The 23,181-nt window shown below is 73.5% G+C and carries 2 protein-coding genes and 1 pseudogene; 2 read left to right on the plus strand and 1 reads right to left on the minus strand.

The features are described 5' to 3' along the window. A pseudogene (locus NQU54_RS04445) lies at positions 1-261 on the minus strand (hypothetical protein); the annotation flags it as partial. A 470-nt stretch (positions 262-731) separates the two neighbouring features. On the opposite strand from NQU54_RS04445, the gene NQU54_RS04450 reads away from it, so the two are divergent. Next, the gene (locus NQU54_RS04450) at positions 732-19,640 is read left to right on the plus strand and encodes a non-ribosomal peptide synthase/polyketide synthase (RefSeq protein ID WP_257629856.1); all 18,909 of its coding nucleotides are present in this window, start codon (positions 732-734) and stop codon (positions 19,638-19,640) included. A gap of 244 nt (positions 19,641-19,884) precedes the next feature. Continuing rightward, the gene (locus tag NQU54_RS04455) at positions 19,885-23,109 is read left to right on the plus strand and encodes a non-ribosomal peptide synthetase family protein (protein ID WP_257629857.1); all 3,225 of its coding nucleotides are present in this window, start codon (positions 19,885-19,887) and stop codon (positions 23,107-23,109) included. Positions 23,110-23,181 lie beyond the last annotated feature (72 nt).

Here is a 23,181-nt window from a genome sequence, read left to right on the forward strand (position 1 = left end):
GGAGCGGCGGTCGGCAAGATCGGCGCGGGGCGTGTCCGGCCCGTCCTGCGCCGCCTGTTCGACCAGGCCCGCCGAGACCAGGGCACCCAGATACGCCGCCGCGCCCGGTGCGGGCACCGCCGCGAGATCGGTGGCCTGCCGCAGGGTGAACGGTTCGGCACGGTCCAGTAGGTCGGACAGCCCAAGCTCCTCTGCGATCTCCAAGAGCGCCGCCTCGGCGGCGAGATCCGCGGCGGTCTCGGCGGAGTCGGTCCTGTTCATGCGTCACTCCCGAAGGTGCGAAGGGCGTATGTCTCGAAGGAGGGCGGTGCGCGCCGGGCCGCTCCGCGTCGCCAACCGTCCGCCGACGCGGTTCTGCCCGCCGGGCGGCCCGCGCCCGGCACCCGATCTGTCCAGCGCAATGATTCGGCGCCCCGCGCGGACGGGCATCCGCGACCCCCGCCGTTACGGTCGCCGCGGCCCTGGGCGGCACGCTCCACACGGGTACCCGGAGTGCCGTCGGCACCGGGCGCGTCGCGCGGGCGGCCCGTAACTGTGGCTCCCACCGATGCCGCCACCCGCGTGGCCCAGCACGATCACAACCGTCGGAGTGGAGCCGGACACGTCGGCCGGGCCTACCGCCGCGGACCGGACCGGCGATCGCCCCGCGTTCCGCCCGGACACCCGTTGTCCGTCCCTCACCGGATGCGCTCGCACAGACGGATGTGCCCGCACTGCACTAAGGAGTGCACGTGATTCCTGCGTCGTACGCGCAGCGTCGGCTGTGGTTCCTGGACCGTCTGGAGGGGGCCGGCGCCCTCTACAACGTTCCGCTCGTCCTCCGGCTGTCGGGCCGGCTCGACGTGGCCGCGCTGCGGGCGGCGCTGACCGATGTGCTCACCCGGCACGAGAGCCTGCGCACCCGGTTTCCGCAGCACGACGGCGAGCCCGTCCAGGAGATCGTGCCCCCCGACGGCATCGGCGACCCGTTGACCGTCACCCCCGTGCCCCCGGACCGGCTGGATGCGGAGATCGCCCGCGCCGCCCGCCACGTCTTCGACCTGGCCCATGACCTCCCGTGCCACGCGCGGTTGCTGACCGTCGGCGACGAGGAGTCCGTCCTCGTGCTGGTGCTGCACCACATCGCCGCCGACGGCTGGTCGGTGGCCCCGCTGTGGCGGGACCTGTCCGCCGCCTACACCGCGCGCGTCGCCGGGAGCGCACCGCGCTGGGAACCGCTGCCCGTGCAGTACGCCGACTACACCCTCTGGCAGCGCAAACTCCTCGGCGACGCCGACACCCCCGGCAGCGTGCTGGCCACCCAGCTCGCCCACTGGCGCACGGCCCTGGCCGGCGCCCCCGAAGAACTCTCCCTGCCCACCGACCGGCCCCGCCCCACCACTTCGGCGCGCGCCGGCGGCACCGTACGCCTCGATGTGCCGGCCGGTCTCCATGTACGGCTCGCGGAGCTGGCGCGCGCCGAGGGCGCGACCCTCTTCATGGTGTGGCAGGCCGCGATCGCCGTCCTGCTGTCCAAGCTCGGCGCCGGCGAGGACATCCCCGTCGGCACCCCCGTCGCCGGACGCGACGAGGTCGATCTGGAGGACCTCGTCGGGTTCTTCGTCAACACCCTCGTCCTGCGCACCGACCTGAGCGGCGACCCCGCGTTCACCGAGGTCGTGGGCCGGGTCCGGCAGGCCACCGTAGCGGCCCTGGAACACCAGGACGTGCCCTTCGAACGGCTTGTGGCGGAGCTGGCCCCGAACCGGTCCCTGACCCGCCACCCTCTGTTCCAGATCAACCTGACCCTCCACAAGCCCCCCGAGGCCACCGTCGAGCTGCCCGGTCTGACGGCCACCGCGCACGCCGCCGAGCTGCCGCTCGCCAAGTTCGACCTCGACTTCCAGGTCCTGGAACGCCGCGACGCGCGGGGCGGGCCCGCCGGGCAGGACGTCGAGATCACCTACTCCGCCGACCTGTTCGACCACACGACCGTGGAGTCGTTCGCCGCCCGCCTGCTGCGCGTGCTGCACACCGTCGCCGTCGACCCCGGTACCCGGCTGCACGCCGTCGACGTCCTCGACCCGGCCGAACACCGCGTGCTCCGCCAAGCGGCCACCGGCCCCACCCGAGCCCTGCCCGGGACAACCCTCCCCGACCTCTTCGCCGAGCAGGCCGCCGCCCGCCCCGACGTGGTCGCCGTCACCGCGGACGGCGCGAGCCTCACGTACGCCGAACTCGACGCCGCCGCCAACCGGCTCGCCCGCCATCTGATCGCGCAGGGCGTCGGCCCCGAGACCCGGGTCGCCGTTGCCATGGAGCGCACCCCCGACCTCGTCACCGCGCTGCTGGCGGTCATGAAGGCGGGCGGCGCCTACCTGCCCGTCGACCCCGCGTATCCGGCCGGCCGGATCGCCACCCTCCTCACCGACGCCACCCCCGCGGTGCTGCTCACCACCACCGGCCTCGCAGGACGCCTCCCCGAAGACGTGGACATCCCCCGCGTCCTGCTCGACCGCCCGGCCGTCCGCGCCGCCGTCGCCGCCCGTGCCCCGGACCCGCTCGCCCAGGAGGAGCGCTCCGCCCCGCTGCTGCCCGACCACCCGGCGTACGTCATCCACACCTCCGGCTCCACCGGCTCCCCGAAGGGCGTCGTCGTCGCCCACGCCCAGGTCACCGACCTGCTGCGGACCGCCCGCGAACGGTACGGATTCGACGGCCGGGACGTGTGGACCTGGTTCCACTCCCACGCCTTCGACTTCTCGGTGTGGGAACTGTGGGGCGCCCTGCTGACCGGCGGCCGGCTCGTCGTCGTCGACCACGAAACCTCCCGCTCCCCGCGGGAGTTCCTGCGCCTCCTCGTCCGTGAAGACGTCACCGTCCTCAGCCAGACCCCCGCCGCCTTCCACCAGCTGGCACACGCCGACGCCCAGGAACCCGGCACCGGCCTCGGCGCCCGGCTGCGGCTCGTCGTCTTCGGCGGCGAGGCACTGGACACCGCCCGGCTCGCCGACTGGTACGCCCGCCATGACCCCGGCGCTCCGCTGCTGGTGAACATGTACGGCATCACCGAGACCACCGTGCATGTCACCCACCTCACCCTCGACACCGGTGCGGGCCCCGGCCCGCACGGCGCGAGCCCGATCGGCCGGCCCCTGGACAACACCCGCGTGCATGTCCTCGACGCCCATCTGCGCCCCGTACCGCCCGGCGTACCAGGCGAGATGTACGTCACCGGCTCCGGCGTCGCCCGCGGCTACCTGAACCGGCCCGCCCTGACCGCGGACCGCTTCGTCGCCTGCCCCTTCGAGCCCGCCGGCGCCCGCATGTACCGCACCGGGGACATCGCCCGGTGGACGCCCGACGGCACCCTGGAGTACCTGGGCCGATCCGACGACCAGGTCAAGATCCGAGGCTTCCGCATCGAACCCGGCGAGGTCGAGGCCGCCCTGCTCGCCCATGAACGCGTCGCGCACGCCGCGGTCGTGGTCCGCGAGGACACCCCCGGCGACCGGCGGCTGACCGCCTATGTCGTACCCCGTCGTCCCGCCGACGCCACCGGGGAGAGCGGTACCGCGCTGGCCCAGCTGGTCCGCGCCGCCGTCGCCGAACTGCTGCCCGCCCACCTGGTGCCCGCGGCCGTCGTTCCGCTGGAACGGCTGCCGCTCACCCTCAACGGCAAACTCGACCGGGCCGCCCTGCCCGCGCCCGCCCATACCCCCGGCCCCGCCGAGGGCCGTGGCCCCGCCACCGTCCGCGAGGAAATCCTCTGCGCCGTCTTCGCAGCCGTCCTGGGCGTGGACCGGGTGGGTGTCGATGACGACTTCTTCGCTCTCGGCGGGCACTCCCTGCTCGCCGTGCAACTCGTCGAGCACCTGCGCGACCGCGGCGTGCTGGTCGACATCCGGACCCTGTTCACCGCGGCCACGCCGGCCCGGCTCGCCGCCGTCGCCGGCCACGAGCCCGTCGAGATCCCGGAGGGCACCGTACCGTCCGGCGCCACCCGGATCACCCCGGACATGGTGCCGCTGGCCGGGCTCACCGCCGCCGAACTGGACACCGTCACGGCCGCCGTCCCCGGCGGCGCCGCCAACGTGGCCGACGTCTACCGGCTCGGCCCGCTCCAGGAAGGATTGTTCTTCCACCACCGGCTGCACACCGAGAGCGGCACCGACGCGGGTGACCCGTACATCGTGCGGTACGTCATGCGGTTCGACACCCGGACGCTGCTGGACGCCTTCCTCGACGCCTGGCCACGCGTCATCGAGCGGCACCAGGTGCTGCGCACCGGCCTCGCCTGGGCAGGGCTCCCGCATCCCGTGCAGGTCGTGCACCGGCACGTCGAGCTGCCCGTCACCGAGGTCGATCTCGGCCCCGACACCCCCGGCGCCCCGGCCGACGACGCCGAACTCGTCGAACGGCTCCTGGCCCGCGCCGACGACCCGATGGACCTGCGCCGCGCCCCTCTGATGGACATCCGTACAGCCGCCGAACCCGGCACCGACCGCTGGCTGCTGGTCGTCCGCATGCACCACATCACCCAGGACCACACCACCCTCGAACTGGTCCTCCGCGAGGTCACCGCTCTCCTCGCCGGCCGCGGCGACGACCTGCCCGCCCCGCTGCCCTACCGCACCTTCGTCGGCCAGGCCCTGCTCGGCACGCCCGCCGAGGAACACGACGCGTACTTCGCGCGCGTGCTCGGCGACGTCACCGAGCCGACCGCCCCCTTCGGGGTGCTCCAGGTCCGCGGCGACGGCCGCGACGTCACCGAGCGCCGAACCGTCCTGGACCCGCTCGTCACCGCCCGGTTGCGCGAACAGGCCCGCCGCGCCGGAGTCGGTGCCGCCACCGTCCTGCACGTCGTCTGGGCCCGGGTACTGGCCGCGCTCGCAGGCCGCGACGACGTCGTGTTCGGCACCCTCCTCTTCGGCCGTATGCAGGCCGGCGGCGGCGCCGACCGGGTTCCGGGCATGTTCATCAACACCCTTCCGGTGCGGGCCCGAACCGGCGGCACCGGCGTGGCCGACGCGGTGCGCGCCATGCACACCCAGCTGGCCGACCTGATGGTGCATGAACACGCCTCGCTCGCCGCCGCCCAGCGTGCCAGCGGCGTCCGCGTGCCGGCCCCGCTGTTCACCGCCGTTCTCAACTACCGGCACAACTTCTCCGGCGACCCCGAGACCGTCCTCCCCGCCGGCGCCGACGTGCTCGCCTTCCGGGAACGCACCAACTACCCGCTGCTCGTCTCCGTAGACGACCACGGCCACGGCCAGGAGATCGCGTACGTCGTGCAGGCCGCCGCGGGGATCGACCCCGACGCCGTCACCGGACTGCTGCTCGCCACCACCGACCACGTCGTGACCGCCCTCGAACGGGCCCCGCACAGCCCGCTCGCCCACATCGACGTGCTGCCGCCCGGCGAACGGCACCGCATCCTCGTCGAGTTGAACGACACGGGCCATCCCGACACGAGCCATCCCGACACGGGCCATCCCGACACGAGCCATCCCGACACGGGCCATCCCGACACGAGCCATCCCGACACGGGCCACTCCGACACCGGCCACTCCGACACCGGCCACTCCGACCACCCCGCCACCACCCTCGCCGACGTGTTCGCCGACCGGGCCGCCGCCACCCCCGGAGCCGACGCCCTCGCCTTCGGCGCCGAACGCCTCGGCTACGCCGAACTCGACGAGCGCGCCAACCGGCTGGCCCGCCACCTGGTCGGCCACGGCGTCGGACCCGAAGGCCGGGTCGTGCTTCTGATGGACCGCTCACCCGACCTGATCACCGCGCTCCTGGCGGTGCTGAAGTCCGGCGCCGCCTACGTGCCGATCGACCCCGACCAGCCCGCCGAACGCATCGCCCACCTGTGCGCCGACGCCGCCCCGGTGGCCATCCTCACCGCCACCGCGGCCGCGGCGGCCACCCCGCTGCCCGGACCGGCCCCGATCGTCGTCGACGCCCCCGCCGTCCAGGCCGCCGTCGCCGCCCTCCCCGGCCACCCCCTCGCCCAGGCCGACCGGACCACCCCGCTGCGCCCCGACCACCCGGCGTACGTCATCTACACCTCCGGCTCCACCGGCACCCCCAAGGGCGTCGTGGTCCCGCACGCCGGCGCCGTGAACCTGCTCGCCTTCCGGTGGCCGCACCTGGAGCCCGGCGGCCGGCTCCTCCAGTTCGCCTCGATCGGCTTCGATGTCGCGACCTGGGAGATCATGACGGCCTTCGCCGCCGGCGCCTGCCTCGTCGTCGCCCCCGCCGCCGAACTCCTGCCCGGCGCCGGTCTGGAGGAGACGGTCGCCCGGCACGGCGTCACCCATCTGCAACTCCCGCCCACCGTCCTCGGCATGGTCGCGGAGCCGCACCGGCTGGCCTGCGTACGGACCCTGCTCGTGGCCGGTGAGGCCCTGGGCTCCGCACTCGTCGACCGGTGGGGCGCCGACCACTGGTTCGGCAACGCGTACGGGCCGACGGAGATCACCGTCATCGCCGCCGCGGACGGACCGCTGCGCCCCGGCGACGCCCCCACCATCGGCCGCCCGCTGCCCGGCGTGCTCCTCTACGTCCTCGACGCCCATCTGCATCCCGTACCGGACGGCGTGGACGGCGACCTGTACGTGGCCGGAAGCGGGGTCGCCCGCGGCTACCTCGACCGGCACAGCCTCACCGCGGAGCGATTCGTCGCCGACCCGTTCGGGCTTCCGGGCACGCGCATGTACCGCACCGGCGACACCGTCCGCCGCACCCCCGAAGGCCGTCTGCTGTACGTCGGCCGATCCGATGACCAGGTCAAGATCCGTGGCTTCCGCATCGAGCCGGGCGAGATCGAGGCCCACCTCGCCGACCACGTACGAGTCGCCCAGGCGGCGGTCGTCGTCCGCGAGGACACCCCCGGCGACAAACGGCTCACCGCATACATCGTCCCCGCCGGGCCCGCCGGCCCGGACCTGCCCGCCGCCCTGCGCGGCCATCTCGCGTCCCGGCTGCCCGCCCACCTGGTGCCGTCCGCCTTCGTCGTCCTCGACCGGCTGCCGCTGTCGGTCAACGGCAAGCTCGACCGCGCCGCTCTGCCCTCGCCCGAGCACGGCGCCGGTCCCGCCACCCGTCCGGCGGGCCCGCGCGAGGAACTGCTGTGCTCGGTGTTCGCCCAGGTCCTCGACGTGCCTCGGGTGGGTGTCGACGACGACTTCTTCGCGCTCGGCGGGCACTCCCTGCTCGCCGTCCGCCTCGTCAGCCGGATCCGCACCGTCCTCGGCGTGGAGATCCCCGTGCAGGCCGTCTTCGAGTTGCCCACGGTCGCCCTGCTCGCCGCCCGGCTGGCCGGGTCGGGCGGTACCCCCGTACGTCCGGAGCTGACGGCGGGGGTGCGGCCGGGGCGGTTGCCGTTGTCGTTCGCGCAGCGCCGCCTGTGGTTCGTGGACCGCATGGAGGGTGCCAGCGCGCTGTACAACATTCCGCTGGTGTTGCGGTTGGCCGGGCGTGTCGATGTCGGTGCGCTGCGTAGGGCCTTCGGGGATGTGCTGGCCAGGCATGAGACGCTGCGTACCCGGTTCCCGGAGGTGGACGGCGAGCCGTACCAGGAGATCGTGCCTGTGGCGGGGGCCCCGGTCGAACTGCCGGTGATCCCGGTGGACGACGGCGAGCTCGAGGCGCGGATCGCGGAGGTGTCGGGGTACGTCTTCGATCTGGCTGTTGAACTTCCTCTTCGGGCGGCCCTGTTCGCCCATGGGCCGGAGAGTTCCGTTCTTGTGCTGGTGGTGCATCACATCGCGGGTGACGGGTGGTCGATGGGTCCGTTGTGGCGGGATTTGTCGGCGGCGTATGCGGCGCGGTGTGGGGGTCGGGCGCCGGTGTGGGAGCCGCTGCCGGTGCAGTATGCCGACTACGCGCTGTGGCAGCGCGACCTCCTCGGCGATCCCGACGACCCCGACAGCCTCCTCTCCGGCCAGCTCGCCTACTGGCGCGCGGCACTGGCCGGCGCCCCCCAGGAACTCGCCTTGCCCACCGACCGGCCCCGACCGGACGTGGAGAGCCATGCCGGTGACCTGGTGCCGCTGCACATACCCGCCGAACTGCACGGGCGGCTGACGGAGTTGGCGCGGGCCGAGGGCGTGACGATGTTCATGGTGTGGCAGGCGGCCGTCGCCGTCCTGCTGTCCCGGCTCGGTGCGGGAGAGGACATTCCGCTGGGCAGCCCGGTGGCGGGCCGTACCGACGGGGCCGCCGAGGACCTCGTCGGCTTCTTCGTCAACACCCTGGTGCTGCGCACCGACCTGTCCGGCGACCCGGACTTCACCGAGGTGCTGGCCCGGGTGCGGCAGGCCGCGCTCGGCGCCCTGGAACACCAGGACATCCCCTTCGAACGGCTGGTCGAGGAGCTGGCACCGACCCGTTCCATGGGCCGCCACCCCCTCTTCCAGGTCGTCCTGGAGGTGCGGTCCACCCTGCTCACCGCCCCCGAACTGACCGGCGCCGACGTCGAACCGCTCCCGTACGGCACCAGCGACGCCAAGTTCGACCTGGACCTCCAGATCGCGGAGAGCTTCGACGCCGGGGGCCGGCCCGCGGGCATGGCGGGCGCGCTCATCTACGCCACCGACCTCTTCGACCCCGGCACCGCCGAGACCCTTGTCGCGCGCCTGCTGCGCGTCCTCGACGACATGACACGGGACCCCGGCCGCACCGTGCACACGGTCGACGTCCTCGAACCGGCCGAACGGCGGCACGTCGTGGCGGAGTGGCCCGGCCGGCAGTCGCACTACGCGGGCCCCGACGCCCGCGTCTACGTCCTGGACGCCCACCTCGCCCCCGTGGCTCCGGGCGTACCCGGCGACGTCTACGTCCTCGACGGCGCGGCCCGGGACGATGACGCCTCCGTACCCTGCCCGTTCACGGACGACGGGAGCCTCATGCGACCCACCGGCAGCCGCGCCCGCTGGGACCGCGAAGGCCGGTTGCACCCGCTCGACCCGGAGCCCGGCCACACCGCCGACGACACCGCCGCCGGGGTGCCCGCGCGGCGCCCGGTGAGTCTGCGCGAGGAGCTGCTGTGCTCGGTGTTCGCGCAGGTCCTCGGCGTGGACCGGGTGGGTGTGGACGACGACTTCTTCGCGCTCGGCGGGCACTCGCTCCAAGCGGTGCGCCTGGCCAGCCGGATCCGCGCCGTCCTCGGTGTCGAACTTCGCGTCCGCACCCTGTTCGAGGCGCCGACCGTGGCGGGGCTGGCGGCTCGGCTGGCCGGGTCGGGCGGTACCCCCGTGCGTCCGGAGCTGACGGCGGGGGTGCGGCCGGGGCGGTTGCCGTTGTCGTTCGCGCAGCGCCGCCTGTGGTTCGTGGACCGCATGGAGGGTGCCAGCGCGCTGTACAACATTCCGCTGGTGTTGCGGTTGGCCGGGCGTGTCGATGTCGGTGCGCTGCGTAGGGCCTTCGGGGATGTGCTGGCCAGGCATGAGACGCTGCGTACCCGGTTCCCGGAGGTGGACGGCGAGCCGTACCAGGAGATCGTGCCCGCTGATGAGGCCGTGGTGGATCTGCCGGAGACGGAAGTGGATCCGGCGGAGTTGGAGGCGCGGATCGCGGAGGTGTCGGGGTACGTCTTCGATCTGGCTGTTGAACTTCCTCTTCGGGCGGCCCTGTTCACCCATGGGCCGGAGAGTTCCGTTCTTGTGCTGGTGGTGCATCACATCGCGGGTGACGGGTGGTCGATGGGTCCGTTGTGGCGGGATCTGTCGGCGGCGTATGCGGCGCGGTGTGGGGGTCGGGCGCCGGTGTGGGAGCCGCTGCCGGTGCAGTACGCCGACTACGCGCTGTGGCAGCGCGACCTCCTCGGCGACTCCGACGACCCCGACAGCCTGCTGCGCGGGCAGGTCGAGTACTGGCGGGCCGCACTCGACGGCGCCCCCCAGGAACTCACGCTCCCGCTCGACCGCCCCCGTACCGCGGACACCGGACGCGGCGCCGGCTGGGCGGACATCGCCGTACCCAACGAACTGCACGGGCGGCTGGTGGAGTTGGCGCGGGCCGAGGGCGTGACGATGTTCATGGTGTGGCAGGCGGCCATGGCCGTGCTGCTGTCCCGGCTCGGTGCGGGGGAGGACATTCCACTGGGCAGTCCGGTGGCCGGCCGTACGGATGAGGCGGTGGAGGACCTGGTGGGGTTCTTCGTCAACACCGTCGTGCTGCGCACCGACCTGTCCGGCGACCCGGACTTCACCGAGGTGCTGGCCCGGGTGCGGCAGGCCGCGCTCGGCGCCCTGGAACACCAGGACATCCCCTTCGACCGCCTCGTGGAGGAACTCGCCCCCACCCGCTACACCGACCGCCACCCTCTCTTCCAGGTGATACTGGCCGTGCAGAACATCCCGCAGAGCGACGTGGTGCTGCCCGGCCTCGAGGTGGACGCCCGTCCGGGCCCGCCCACCCTGGCCAAGTTCGATCTCGACTTCCAGGTCATCGAGCTCTTCGACGACGCCGGTGAACCGGACGGAATGCTCGGCGGCCTCACCTACGCCACCGACCTCTTCGACCCCGGCACCGCCGAGACCCTTGTCGCGCGCCTGCTGCGCGTCCTGGACGCCGTCACCACGGCCCCTCACCAGCCCGTCGCCCGCGTCGACCTCCTCGACCACACCGAACGGCGGCGCCTCCTCACCGAGTGGAACGCCACCCGCAGCGACACCCTGGCGCTCACCGTCCCGGAACTGTTCACCATCCGCGCCTCCCGGGCCCCGAAGGCCGTCGCCCTCACCTCCGGCACTGAACAGCTCACCTACGGCGAACTGGACACCCGCTCCAACCGGCTCGCCCACCACCTCGTCGACCTCGGCGTCGCCCCCGAGACCCCGGTCGGCGTGGTCATGGACCGCTCGACCGACCTCGTCACCGCTCTGCTCGCGATCCTCAAGGCCGGCGGCGCCTACGTCACCGTCGCCCCGGACCAGCCCGCCCCCCGGATCGCCGAGGTGCTCTCCCGCGCCGGGGTCGGCGTGTGCCTGGCCGACGGCAGGTACGCCGACGACGTGCGCGACGACGTCGCCACCGTGGTCGTCGCCGACGACGGCGGCACCGCCTGGGCGGACCGGCCGGCCACCGCGGTCACCGGGCGCAGCCTTCCCGACCAGCTCGCCTACATCATGTTCACCTCCGGCTCCACCGGCGAACCGAAGGGCATCGCGACCACCCACCGGGACATCGTCGACCTCGCCGGCGACCGCTGCTGGCAGTTCCCCGGCACCGCCCGCGGCCTGTTCGCCGCACCGCACACCTTCGACGGCTCCACCGTGGAGCTGTGGGTGCGGCTGCTCACCAGCGGCGAACTCGTCATCGCCCCGCCCGGCCGCCTCGACGCCGCCCGGCTGCGGTCCCTCGTCGCCCAGTACGGGCTGACGCACGTACATATGACGGCGGGTCTGTTCCGCGTCATCGCGGAGGAGGACCCGTCCGCCTTCGCCGGCGTGTCCGACGTGCTCACCGGCGCCGACGTCGTCCCCAAGGCCGCCGTACGGCAGATCCTCGAGGCGGTCCCCGGGATCGTCGTCCGCAGCAGCTACGGCCCCACCGAGGTCACCGTCATCGGCACCCAGATTCCGCTGACCGACCCCGAGGGGATCGGCCAGAGCGTCCCCATCGGCCGGCCCATGGACAACACCCGGATGTACGTCCTGGACAACGCCCTGGACCCGGTCCCGGCGGGAGTCGCCGGAGAGCTGTACATCGCCGGGGCCGGTCTGGCTCGCGGCTACGTCGGCCGCGCCGGGCTCACCGCGGAACGCTTCGTGGCCTGCCCGTTCGACGGGGTCGGCGAACGCATGTACCGCACCGGCGACGTGGTGCGGTGGCGGACCGACGGGGTGCTGGAGTTCGTCGGTCGCGTCGACGACCAGGTGAAGATACGCGGGTTCCGGGTGGAGCCCGCGGAGGCCGAGTCACTGCTCGCCGCGCACCCGGCCGTGGGCCAGGCGGTGGTCGCCGTCCGGGAGGACACTCCGGGCGACAAACGCCTGGTGGCGTACGTGGTACCGGCGGCCGACGCCGCTGAATCGGGCGACGCGCTCCGCGACCATGTCGCCGCCCGGCTGCCGGACTACCTGGTGCCGAGCGCCGTGGTCACCCTGGACCGGCTGCCGCTGACCGGCAACGGCAAGGTGGACCGGGCCGCCCTGCCCGCCCCCGAGACGGTCGCCGCCGGTGCGTTGCTCCGCCCGCCGTCGCTGCGCGAGGAGCTGCTCTGCTCCGTCTTCGCCCATGTGCTGGGCGTGCCCCGGGTGGGTGTGGACGACGACTTCTTCGCGCTCGGCGGGCACTCGCTGCTCGCCGTACGCCTCGTCAGCCGCGTCCGCGTCGTGCTCGGCGCGGAGATCCCCGTGCAGGCCGTCTTCGAGACGCCCAGCGTCGCCGGACTGGCCGCGGCGATCGACGCGACCGGCGCCCTCCCGGCCCGGCCCGCCCTCACGCCCCGGCCGCGGCCGGAGCGGCTGCCGCTGTCGTACGCCCAGCGCCGCCTGTGGTTCGTGGATCGCCTCGAAGGCGCCAGCGCGCTCTACAACATCCCTCTTGTGCTGCGGCTGACCGGCCTCCTCGACATCGGCGCGCTGCGCGCCGCCCTGGCCGACGTGGTGGCCCGGCACGAGAGCCTGCGCACCCGCTTCCCGCAGCAGGACGGCCGGCCCCACCAGGACGTCGTACCCGCCGACGAGGCCCGTCCGCACCTGGACGTCGTGCCCGTCTCCCGCGCCGCGCTCGACGCGCGGATCGCCCAGGCGGCCGGCCACGTCTTCGACCTCGCCGGGGAACTTCCCGTGCGGGCGACCCTGTTCGACCTCGGCGGGCCGCCCGTCGGCGACGTGGCGGAATCGGCGGAGGGAGCCGTACCGGCTGAAGTGGCCGAGGCCGTGCTGGTCCTCGTCACCCACCACATCGCCGCCGACGGCTGGTCCATGGCCCCGCTGCTGCGCGACCTGTCCACCGCCTACACCGCCCGCCGCGCCGGGAGCGCACCGCGCTGGGAACCGCTGCCGGTGCAGTACGCCGACCACACCCTGTGGCAGCGCGAACTCCTCGGCGATTCCGACGACCCGGACAGCCCCCTCAACGGCCAGGTCGCCTTCTGGAAGGACGCGCTGCGCGGCATCCCGGAGGAGCTGGAGCTGCCCACCGACCGGCCCCGGCCCGCGGTCGCGAGCCGCGAGGGCGGCTGGGTGCCGCTGCGGGCGACGGACGAGTTGCACCGTGCGCTGGCCGAATTGGCCGCCGCGCAGGGCGTCACCATGCACATGGTGTGGCAGGCGGCCGTCGCCGTCCTGCTGTCCCGGCTCGGCGCGGGCGAGGACATCCCGCTCGGCAGCCCGGTCGCCGGCCGCACCGACGAGGCCGCCGACGACCTGGTCGGCTTCTTCGTCAACACCCTGGTGCTGCGCACCGACCTGTCCGGCGACCCCACCTTCGCCGAGGTCCTCGGCCGGGTACGGAGGTCGGCGCTGGGCGCGCTGGTCCACCAGGAAGTGCCGTTCGAGCGGCTGGTGGAGGAACTGGCACCGGCCCGGTCCATGGCCCGCCACCCCCTCTTCCAGGTCATGCTGGCCGTGCAGAACGTGCCCACCGCCACCATCGACCTGCCGGGCCTGCACGTCGAGGGCGTTCCCACCGATGTGCCCGGGGCCAAGTTCGACCTCGACTTCCAGGCCGTCGAACGGTTCGACGACGAGGGCCGGCCCGCCGGTGTCGACGGCGGCCTCACCTACGCCGCCGACCTCTTCGACCGCGCCACCGCCGAGACCCTGGCCGCCCGGCTGCTGCACGTACTGCGCGTCGTCGCCGCGGACCCGCGGCTGCGGGTTCGCGACATCGACCCCCTGGACGCCACCGAACGGCACCGCGTCCTCACCGAGTGGAACGCCACCGACCGGTCCGAACCGGCCGCGACCGTGCCCGCCCGGTTCCGCGCGCAGGCCGCCCGCACCCCGGACGCTCCCGCCCTGGTCGCCGACGGCACCCGTATGACGTATGCCGAACTCGACGCCGCCTCCGACCGGCTCGCCCGGTATCTCGTGCGCCACGGCGCCGGGCCGGAGAAGTACGTCGCCGTCGTCATGGACCGCTCACCGCAGATGGTCACCGCCCTCCTCGCCGTCCTGAAGACGGGCGGCGCCTATCTTCCCGTGGACACCGGATACCCGGCCGCCCGCGTCGAGTTGATGCTCCGGGACACCGGCCCGGTCGCCCTCCTCACCACCACCGACGTCGCGGCCCGGCTGCCCGCGACGAGCGCCGTGCCGGTCCGTCTCGTCCTGGACGACCCGGCCACGCGAGCCGCCGTGCACGCCGAGGACGCCACGCCCCCGGCTCCGCTCCCGCACCTCGACGCGGCCGCCTACACCGTCTACACCTCCGGCTCCACCGGCACCCCCAAGGGTGTCGCCGTCACCCACCGCGCCATAGACCGGCTGGTCCGCCCCGCCGACTACGCGGACGTCCGGGCCGGGGACGTGGTGGCGCACATGGCGTCCGTGTCGTTCGACTGCACCACCTTCGAGATCTGGATCACCCTGCTCAACGGCGCCACTCTCGCCGTCGCACCCGCCGGGACGCCGTCCGCCGCCTCCCTGCGCACCTTCCTGGCCGCGCACCGCGTCACCGTCGCCGTGCTGCCCACCGGACTGCTGCACCAGGTCGTCGACCTCGACGTCGACGCGCTGAGCGGCGTGCGCTCCCTGCTGACCGGCGGCGATGTGCTCTCCGTCGAGCACTGCCGCGCCCTGCTCGACGCGCTGCCCGACACCGTCCTGATCAATGGCTACGGCCCCACCGAAAGCACCACCTACACCCATAGCCACCCCGTCAGCCGCGCGGACGTCGACAGCGGCCGGGACATCCCCATCGGCCGTGCCCTGGCCCGAACCCGCGGCTATGTCCTCGACAGCGCCCTGCGCCCGGCTCCCGTCGGTGTGCCCGGTGAGCTGTACATCGCCGGTGACGGACTCGCCCGCGGCTACGCCGGACGCCCCGGACTGACCGCCGAACGCTTCGTCGCCTGCCCGTTCGAGGGCGCGGGCGCCCGTATGTACCGCACCGGCGACCTGGTGCGGTGGCGGGCCGACGGGGTGCTGGAGTTCGTCGGCCGCGTCGACGACCAGGCCAAGATCGGCGGATTCCGCGTCGAACCCGGCGAGGTGGAGGCCGTCGTGTCCGCGCACGCCGACGTGACCCAGGCCGTGGTCACCGTCCGCGAGTACGGCCCGGGGGACAAGCGCCTGGCGGCGTACGTGGTGCCCGCCGACGGCACCGACGGTGCCGAACTGGCTTCCAGGTTGCGGGAGTTCGTGGCCGAGCGGCTGCCGAAACATCTGGTGCCGTCCTATGTGACGGTGCTCGACCGGCTGCCCCTGACCGCGAACGGCAAGGTGGACCGCGCCGGTCTGCCGGAACCCGAACCCCTGTCCGCGACCGGCCCCGGACGTGCCCCGGCCTCCCCGCGGGAGGAACTCCTGTGCACCGTCTTCGCCTATGTGCTCGGCGTGCCGCGCGTGGGTCCCGACGACGACTTCTTCGCCCTGGGCGGGCACTCTCTGCTCGCGGTGCGGCTGGTCAGCCGCATCCGGGCCGTCCTCGGGGTGGAGACGTCCGTACGGGCGGTGTTCGAGGCGCCGACCGTGGCCGGACTCGCCCGGAAGCTGGCGCAGGCCGTCGGCCCGGTACGGCCGCCGGTGGTGCCCATGCCCCGGCCCGCCGTGCTGCCGGTGTCCTACGGGCAGAGCCGCCTGTGGTTCCTGGACCGTCTGGAGGGCCCCAACCACCTCTACAACATCTGCCTGCTGCTGCGGCTGTCCGGGCGGTTGGACACCGCGGCCCTGCGGGCGGCCCTGGCCGATGTGGTGGCCCGGCACGAGAGCCTGCGGACCACCTTCCCCCTGGTGGGCGATCAGCCGTCCCAGCTCGTCCACCCCGCCGAAGAGGTGACCGTCGACCTGCCGACGACCACCATCATGGCGGCGGAGCTGGCGGAGCGCCGCAGCGAGCTGGCCGCCCACGCCTTCGACCTCGCCGCCGAACTGCCCGTGAAGGCCGACCTGTTCCGCCTCATGGACGGTGAGTCACCCGGCGGCGAGGAATGGGCGCTCTCGTTGGTCGTCCATCACATCGCGGGTGACGGATGGTCCATGGGTCCCCTGTGGCGGGATCTGTCGGAGGCGTACGCGGCGCGGTGCGCGGGGTACGAGCCGGGCTGGGAGCCGCTGCCGATGCAGTATGCCGACTACACACTGTGGCAGCGGGACCTGCTGGGGGACATGGATCACCCGGACAGTGTGCTCGCCCGACAGGTGGCCTACTGGAAGGCCCAGCTCGGAGGGGCACCCGAGGAGCTGGCCCTTCCGGTGGACCGGGCGCGGCCGGCCGTGGCCGGCCGCCGGGCCGGATGGGTTCCGCTGCGGATACCGGCGCGACTGCACGCGCGACTGGCCGAACTGACGCTCGGCCAGGGCGTGACGATGTTCATGCTGCTCCACGCGGCGGTCTCGGTGCTGCTGTCGAAGAGCGGCGCCGGGCGGGACATCGTGATCGGCAGCCCGGTGGCCGGGCGGATGGACCAGGGCCTGGACAAGCTGGTCGGATTCTTCTCCAACACCGTGGTGATGCGGACCGACCTGTCGGGCGACCCGGACTTCGTGGAACTGCTCCACCGGGTGCGTGCCGCCGGCCTGGAGGCGTTCGAGCACCAGGACGTGCCCTTCGAGCGGCTCGTGGAAGAGCTGGCACCGGCCCGTTCGATGGCCAGGCACCCGCTGTTCCAGGTCCTGCTCGCCGTGCAGAACAACCCTCGGTCGGTGCCGCAACTGCCCGACGTGCGGGTGACCGAGGATTCCACCGGTCTGCCGTCGGCCAGGTTCGACCTGGACATCGAGGTCCACGAGCAGTTCGACGAGACGGGTGCCCCGGCGGGCCTGGACGGCGGGGTGGTGTTCGCGGCCGAGCTGTTCGACCAGTCCACCGTGGAGGGCCTGACGGCCCGGCTCGTACGGGTCCTGGAGGCGGTCACCGCGGACCCCACCACGCCGGTGCACGGCATCGACCTGCTCGACGGCGCTGAACGGCGGCGGGTGCTCGAGGAATGGAACGACACCGCCCATCCGGTGCCGGACGCGACCCTCGCCGAACTGCTCCACCAGCAGGCCCGACGCACCCCCGACGCCATCGCCCTGCTCGCCGAGGAGGAGCGGGTCTCCTACGCCGAGCTGGACGCGCGGACGAACAGGCTGGCCCGGTATCTGATCGCCCGCGGGGCGGGGCCGGAAGCCCCGGTCGGCGTGGTCATGGACCGTTCCGTGGAACAGGTCGTGGCGATCCTGGCCGTCATCAAGGCCGGCGGCGCCTACCTGGCCATCGACTCCGACCAGCCGTTCCAGCGCGTGAACAGCTCGCTCGCCGACGCCTCACCGGTGGCCGTGGTGAGCACGGAGGCCGTCGCCTCCCGGCTCCGGCGCCCCACCGGCCCGTCCCGGCCGGCGGAAGCCGTGGCGGAGTGGATCAGGCTGGACGATCCGGAGGTACGGGCGGAGGTGGCCGCGGCGGATGCCCGGGAGGTCACCGACGCCGACCGGACAACGCCACTGCGGCCCGGTCATCCGGCCTATGTGATGTACACCTCCGGGTCCACCGGCACCCCGAAGGGCGTCACCGTCCCGCACCACGGGGTGGTCAACCAACTGGCCTGGATGCAGCAGGAGTTCCAGCTGGGAACCGCGGACCGGATCCTGCAAAAGGCTTCGTTCGGGTTCGACGCCTCGGTATGGGAGCTGTTCTGGCCGTTGCTGACCGGCGCCGGGATGGTGCTGGCCCGACCGGGCGAGCACCGGGATCCCCGATACCTGACCGGCTTGATCAACCGGGCACAGGTGACGGTCGTTCAGCTCGTTCCCTCCGTGCTGCGGGCGTTCCTGGAAGACGCGGCCATGGAGAAGTGCACCAGCCTGCGGACGGTCCTCTGCATCGGGGAGGTGCTGCCGGCACCGGTGCGCGACCGCTGCCAAGCCGCGCTGGGCGTGCCGTTGCACAACCTCTACGGGCCCACCGAAGCCTCGGTCGCCGTCACCTCCTGGGAGTGCGATCCGGAGCGGGACGGCGAGACCGTGCCGATCGGAGCGCCCATCTGGAACATCGGGGCCTATGTGCTCGACGATGGTCTCCGGCCCGTGCCGCCGGGCGTGGCGGGGGAGTTGTACGTGGCCGGCGACGGGCTGGCCCGGGGCTATCTGGGGCGTCCGGCACTCACCGCCGAGCGGTTCGTGGCCTGCCCGTTCGGACCGGCTGGTGAGCGGATGTACCGCACGGGCGATGTGGTCCGGTGGGATGCAGCCGGTCGGCTGGAGTTCGTCGGCCGCGTCGACGAGCAGGTCAAGATCCGCGGTTTCCGGATCGAGCCGGGTGAGATCGAGGCGGCACTCGCCGGGCACGAACAGGTGGCGCAGGCGGCGGTCGTCGTCCGGGAAGCGGCTCCCGGTTCTCCGCGCCTGCTGGCCTATGTCGTCGCCCACGCCGGAGCCGATGCCGACAGCGAGCGACTGGCGGCGGCGGTGCGGGAGTTCGCGGCGAGCCGGCTGCCGGAGTACATGGTGCCGGCGGCGGTGGTCGTACTGGAGAAACTGCCGTTGACGGCGAACGGCAAGCTGGACCGCGCCGCGCTCCCCGCCCCCGACCACTCCGTCGGCCCCGGATCGGGCGGCCGCGGCCCGGTCACACTGCGGGAGCAACTGCTCTGCTCGATCTTCGAGCAGGTGCTGGAGGTGCCGTCCGTCGGGGTCGAGCAGAGCTTCTTCGAGCTGGGCGGGCACTCGCTGCTGGCGGTGCGGCTGGTCAACCGCATCCGGGCGGTCCTCGACGCGGAGATCCCGGTACGGGCGGTGTTCGAGGCGCCGACCGTCGTCGGCCTCCTCGACCGGATCGCCCGGGGCGGGCAGCGCAGGACCACGGATGTGCTGGTGCCCATGCGATCGAGCGGCGACCAGGCGCCGATCTTCTGCGCACACACCGTGCTGGGGCTCGGCTGGGAATACGGCTGGCTCGCCAACTGCGTGTCGGACCGGTATCCGCTCTACGCCCTGCGGCCCCGGGGCACGGACACGGGCACGGCCGAACTGCCCGACTCGCTGTCGCAGATGGCCGCCGACTACGTCGCACAGATCCGTACGGTGCAGCCCACAGGCCCCTACCAGCTGCTCGGTTGGTCCTTCGGCGGGAACGTCGTCCAGGAGATGGCCGCCCAGCTCAGGGATGCCGGCGAGGAGGTGTCGCTCCTGGTCGTACTGGACTCGAGCCCGATGGACGGGGACCCCACCGCGGAGCAGCGGGCGGGCTTCGTGGAGCAGGAGGACACGGTGGCCGGGGCGCTCACCGGAGAGGAACACGAGGCGTACATCCGGATCGTGCGCAACAACACGAAGATCCTGCTGGCACACCGGACACGGAAGACGGCCGGTGACTTGCTGCTGCTCTCCGCCGACGCGGAACCGAAGGCCGACCTGTGGCATCCCTTCGTCGCCGGCGAGGTCCGGGAGCACACTCTCGACTGCTCCCACCGCGAGATGTTGCTGAACCCCGATGTCGCCCGGCAGATCTGGGACATCGTGGCCGCCGAGCTGGACGGGGGGCGGGCCGACTGAGCGCTCCGCTGGAAGTGCCCTGATCTGCCGTCGACCGTCCGCGGCGCCGTCGTGGCCGGTCGCCCACGCGGCGGAGCCGCATATCGACACAGCCGCGGCGGAGCCGCCCATCGACACAGCCCCGCGCCCCTTCGGGGCGCCACCCAACCGCAGCCGACTTCCGCCGATCCGATTCGTTCCCGCCGGGACCATCCGCGGGGGAGCCGCCCCGCGCCGTTTCACCGATCAGCAGGAGGAGACCCCAATGCAGGACACAGCCACCGGTGCCCTCGGCGCCGAACGGGCGGCACCCGGTGAGCGTGCGGAGGCCGTCGCCGCCCTGGCCCGCTCGTGCGGGGCCGAGGCCGAGGCGGTGTGGCGCGCCGCACGGCTGAAGGTCGCCTCGGTGGTCCTGGGGGCGCCCGCGTTGCCGCCCGACGCCACCTGGCGCGACCTGATCCTGCGCGCGGCCACCGCGGAGGGGCGTGAGGAAGCCGAGGAAGCCTGGGAAGGCGCCGGCGCACAGCCCCACATACCCGCCGAGCGCCTGGACCACTATGTCCGGCGCGCCCTGCGACTGCTGACCGGCGCCCCCGACGCGCCGCACACCCGGCACGGGCTGCTCTCGGCGGCGGAGGCCGAGGACGTCATCTCCGCCGGCTCCGGCCCCGTACGGCCGCTGCCCGGCCGCCGCTTCCACGAACTCTTCGAGGAGCGCGTCCGCCGCCACCCCGACGCGGTCGCCGTTGTGCACGGCCCGGCCACCCGGACGTACCGCGAGGTCAACGAGGACGCCAACAAGATCGCCTGGGCGCTGCACCGACGGGGGCTGCGCCCGGAGGACGTGGTCGCCGTCGTCACCGAGCGCACCCCGCACTGGCTCGCCGCTGTGCTCGCCGTGTTCAAGGCGGGCGGCTGCTACCTGCCGCTGGAGCCCCGTTTCCCCGCCGGGCGCATGGCCAGGACCCTCACCCGGGCGGAGTGCCGCTGGGTCCTCGCCGACCGCGACGTACCGCCCCTGGACGAGGCACTCGACGGCCGCGACGGGGTGCACCGCATGGACGTGACCGAGGTGATCGACGCCGACGGCCCCCGCCACGACCCGGACCTGCCCGTGGCCGGTGACCAACTGGCGTACGTGTACTTCACCTCGGGCTCCACCGGCGAACCCAAGGGCGCCCTGTGTGAGCACGACGGCTTTCTCAACCATCTCTACGCCAAGATCGAGGACCTCGGCGTCCAGGAGGGCGACACGGTCGCTCAGACCGCGCCGCAGTGCTTCGACATCTCCCTGTGGCAGCTGGTCTCCCCGCTGCTGCTGGGCGGCCGTACCCTGCTGGTCGAGCAGGAGGCCGTGCTCGACGTGCGCCGGTTCGTCGATCTGCTGGCCCGCCACCGCGTCCAGGTCGCCCAGGTGGTGCCGACCTACCTCGAACTCCTCCTCGCGGAGACGCCCGACGGCCGCGCCGCACTGCCCGACCTGCGCGTCATGGCCGTCACCGGGGAGGCGCTGAAGAAGGAGCTGGTGCGCCGCTGGTTCGCCGCCTTCCCCGGCGTCCCCCTGGTCAACTGCTACGGGCTCACCGAGGTCAGCGACGACTCCAACCACGGCGTCATGCACGCGCTGCCCGGCCACCGTTCCATACCGCTCGGCGACACCATCCGCAACTGCCGTGTGTATGTGATGGACGAACAGCTCCACCTCGTGCCCATCGGCGCGCCCGGCGAGATCGTCATGGCCGGGGTCTGCGTCGGCCGGGGCTACGTCAACGACCCCGACCGCACGGCCGCCGTCTACGGGCACGACCCCTACCGCCCCACCGACCGCCTCTACCGCTCGGGAGACTTCGGCCGCCGGCTGCCGTCCGGGGACTTCGAATACCTGGGGCGACGCGACTCCCAGGTGAAGATCAGCGGATTCCGCATCGAGATCGGCGAGATCGAGGACCGGCTGCTCCAGGTGCCCGGCGTGCGCGACGGCGCCGTCGTCGTCGCCGGAACCCAGGACGATCCCCAACTCGTCGCCTACTACACCGGCGAGGACGCCCCCGACGGCGACGGTGTCGCCCGCGCCCTGGGCGCCGCCCTGCCCGACTACATGGTGCCGCCCCGGCTGTACCACACGCGCGAACTCCCCCTGTCCGGCAACGGAAAGATCGACAAGATCGCCCTCACCGCCCGGGCCGGCCACGACCGCGACACCGGCGGCGCCGACGGCGCCGGTACGGGCACCCCGCGGCTCGCCACGGACACCGAACGCCGCGTCGTCGCCCTGTGGGCCCGGTTGCTGAAGGTGCCCGAGGAGCGCATCGGCCGCGACTCCCGCTTCGCCGAACTCGGCGGCACCTCGCTGTCCGCGATCCGGCTGTCCATCGCCCTCGACCGCCTGGTGACCGTCGCCGACCTCAAGGACACCCCCACGGTCGCCGACGTCGCGGCCCTTCTCGACCGCGCGTCCGCGACGGCCGGGGAGGGAGCCCCGGCGGACCCCTCCCCGCCCGCGCCTGCCCCCGCTCCGGTCCCGGCCGCGCCCGCCCCGCTGCGCGTGCTGGACGCCCGTGGCGGCCCGGACCCCGCCGGGCGGGCCGCCGCGCACCGCGGCGCGGCCCGCGCCGCGCTCGCCGAGTCCGGCGCCGTCATGCTGCGCGGCTTGGGCGTCCGCACCCCCGGCGACGTCGCCGACGTCGCCGCGGCGCTGGGGATCGCGGCGATGACGGAGCGCGAGGGCTTCGCGCCCCGCACCGCCCATGCGCCGGGCGTCTATTCCGGCAGCCACTGGCCCGCCGACGAACCGATGTGCATGCACCACGAGTTGAGCTACGCCGCCACCGTCCCCGGCACCCTCCTCCTCGGCTGCCTCACCGCACCCGGCAGCGGTGGCCGCACCACCGTCGCCGACTCCCAGCGAGTCCTCGCCGCCCTGCCACCGGGCCTCGTCGCCCCCTTCGAGCGCCACGGCTGGCTGCTGCGCCGCATGTACCACGACGTGGGGGTCGCCTGGGCCGACGCGTTCGGCACCGCCGACCGCTCGGCCGTCGACGCCTACTGCGCCGCCGCCGGGATCGAGCACGCCTGGCTGTCCGACGACCGGCTCGCCACCCGGCAGCGTCGCACCGCCGTCGTACGCCACCCGCGCACCGGGGCGCCCGGCTGGTTCAACCAGGTCGCCTTCCTCAACGGGCTCACCATGGACCCGGCCGTCCGTGACTACCTCACCGACGTTTACGGCCCCGACGGGCTCCCCTTCGACACCTCCGCCGGCGACGGCACCCCCGTCACCGCCGCCACGGTGGACGGCATCAACGCCGTCTACGACCGGTTCACCGTCGGCGAGCCGTGGCGGGAGGGCGACGTCCTCCTCGTCGACAACATCCGCACCGCCCACGCCCGCGAACCGTACGAAGGGCGGCGCGACATCGCCGTCGTCCTGGGCGACCCCACCGAACTGCCCGGCCATGTGCTGCCGGTGAGTGACGGCGAGCACCCATGACCCGCCGTGGCCCGACGGCGACTACCACACCGGTCGGCGCCGCCGACCGGGTTCCCTGCGCGCGGAAGGTCC

Origin of the sequence: Streptomyces malaysiensis subsp. samsunensis, assembly GCF_024519315.1 — a bacterium.
In the GTDB taxonomy this organism is placed as follows: Bacteria; Actinomycetota; Actinomycetes; order Streptomycetales; family Streptomycetaceae; genus Streptomyces; species Streptomyces malaysiensis.

Bases quoted from the DNA above. Each gene is read 5' to 3' on its own strand.
- NQU54_RS04455 (WP_257629857.1), top strand. From the start codon at position 19,885: ATGCAGGACACAGCCACCGGTGCCCTCGGCGCCGAACGGGCGGCACCC.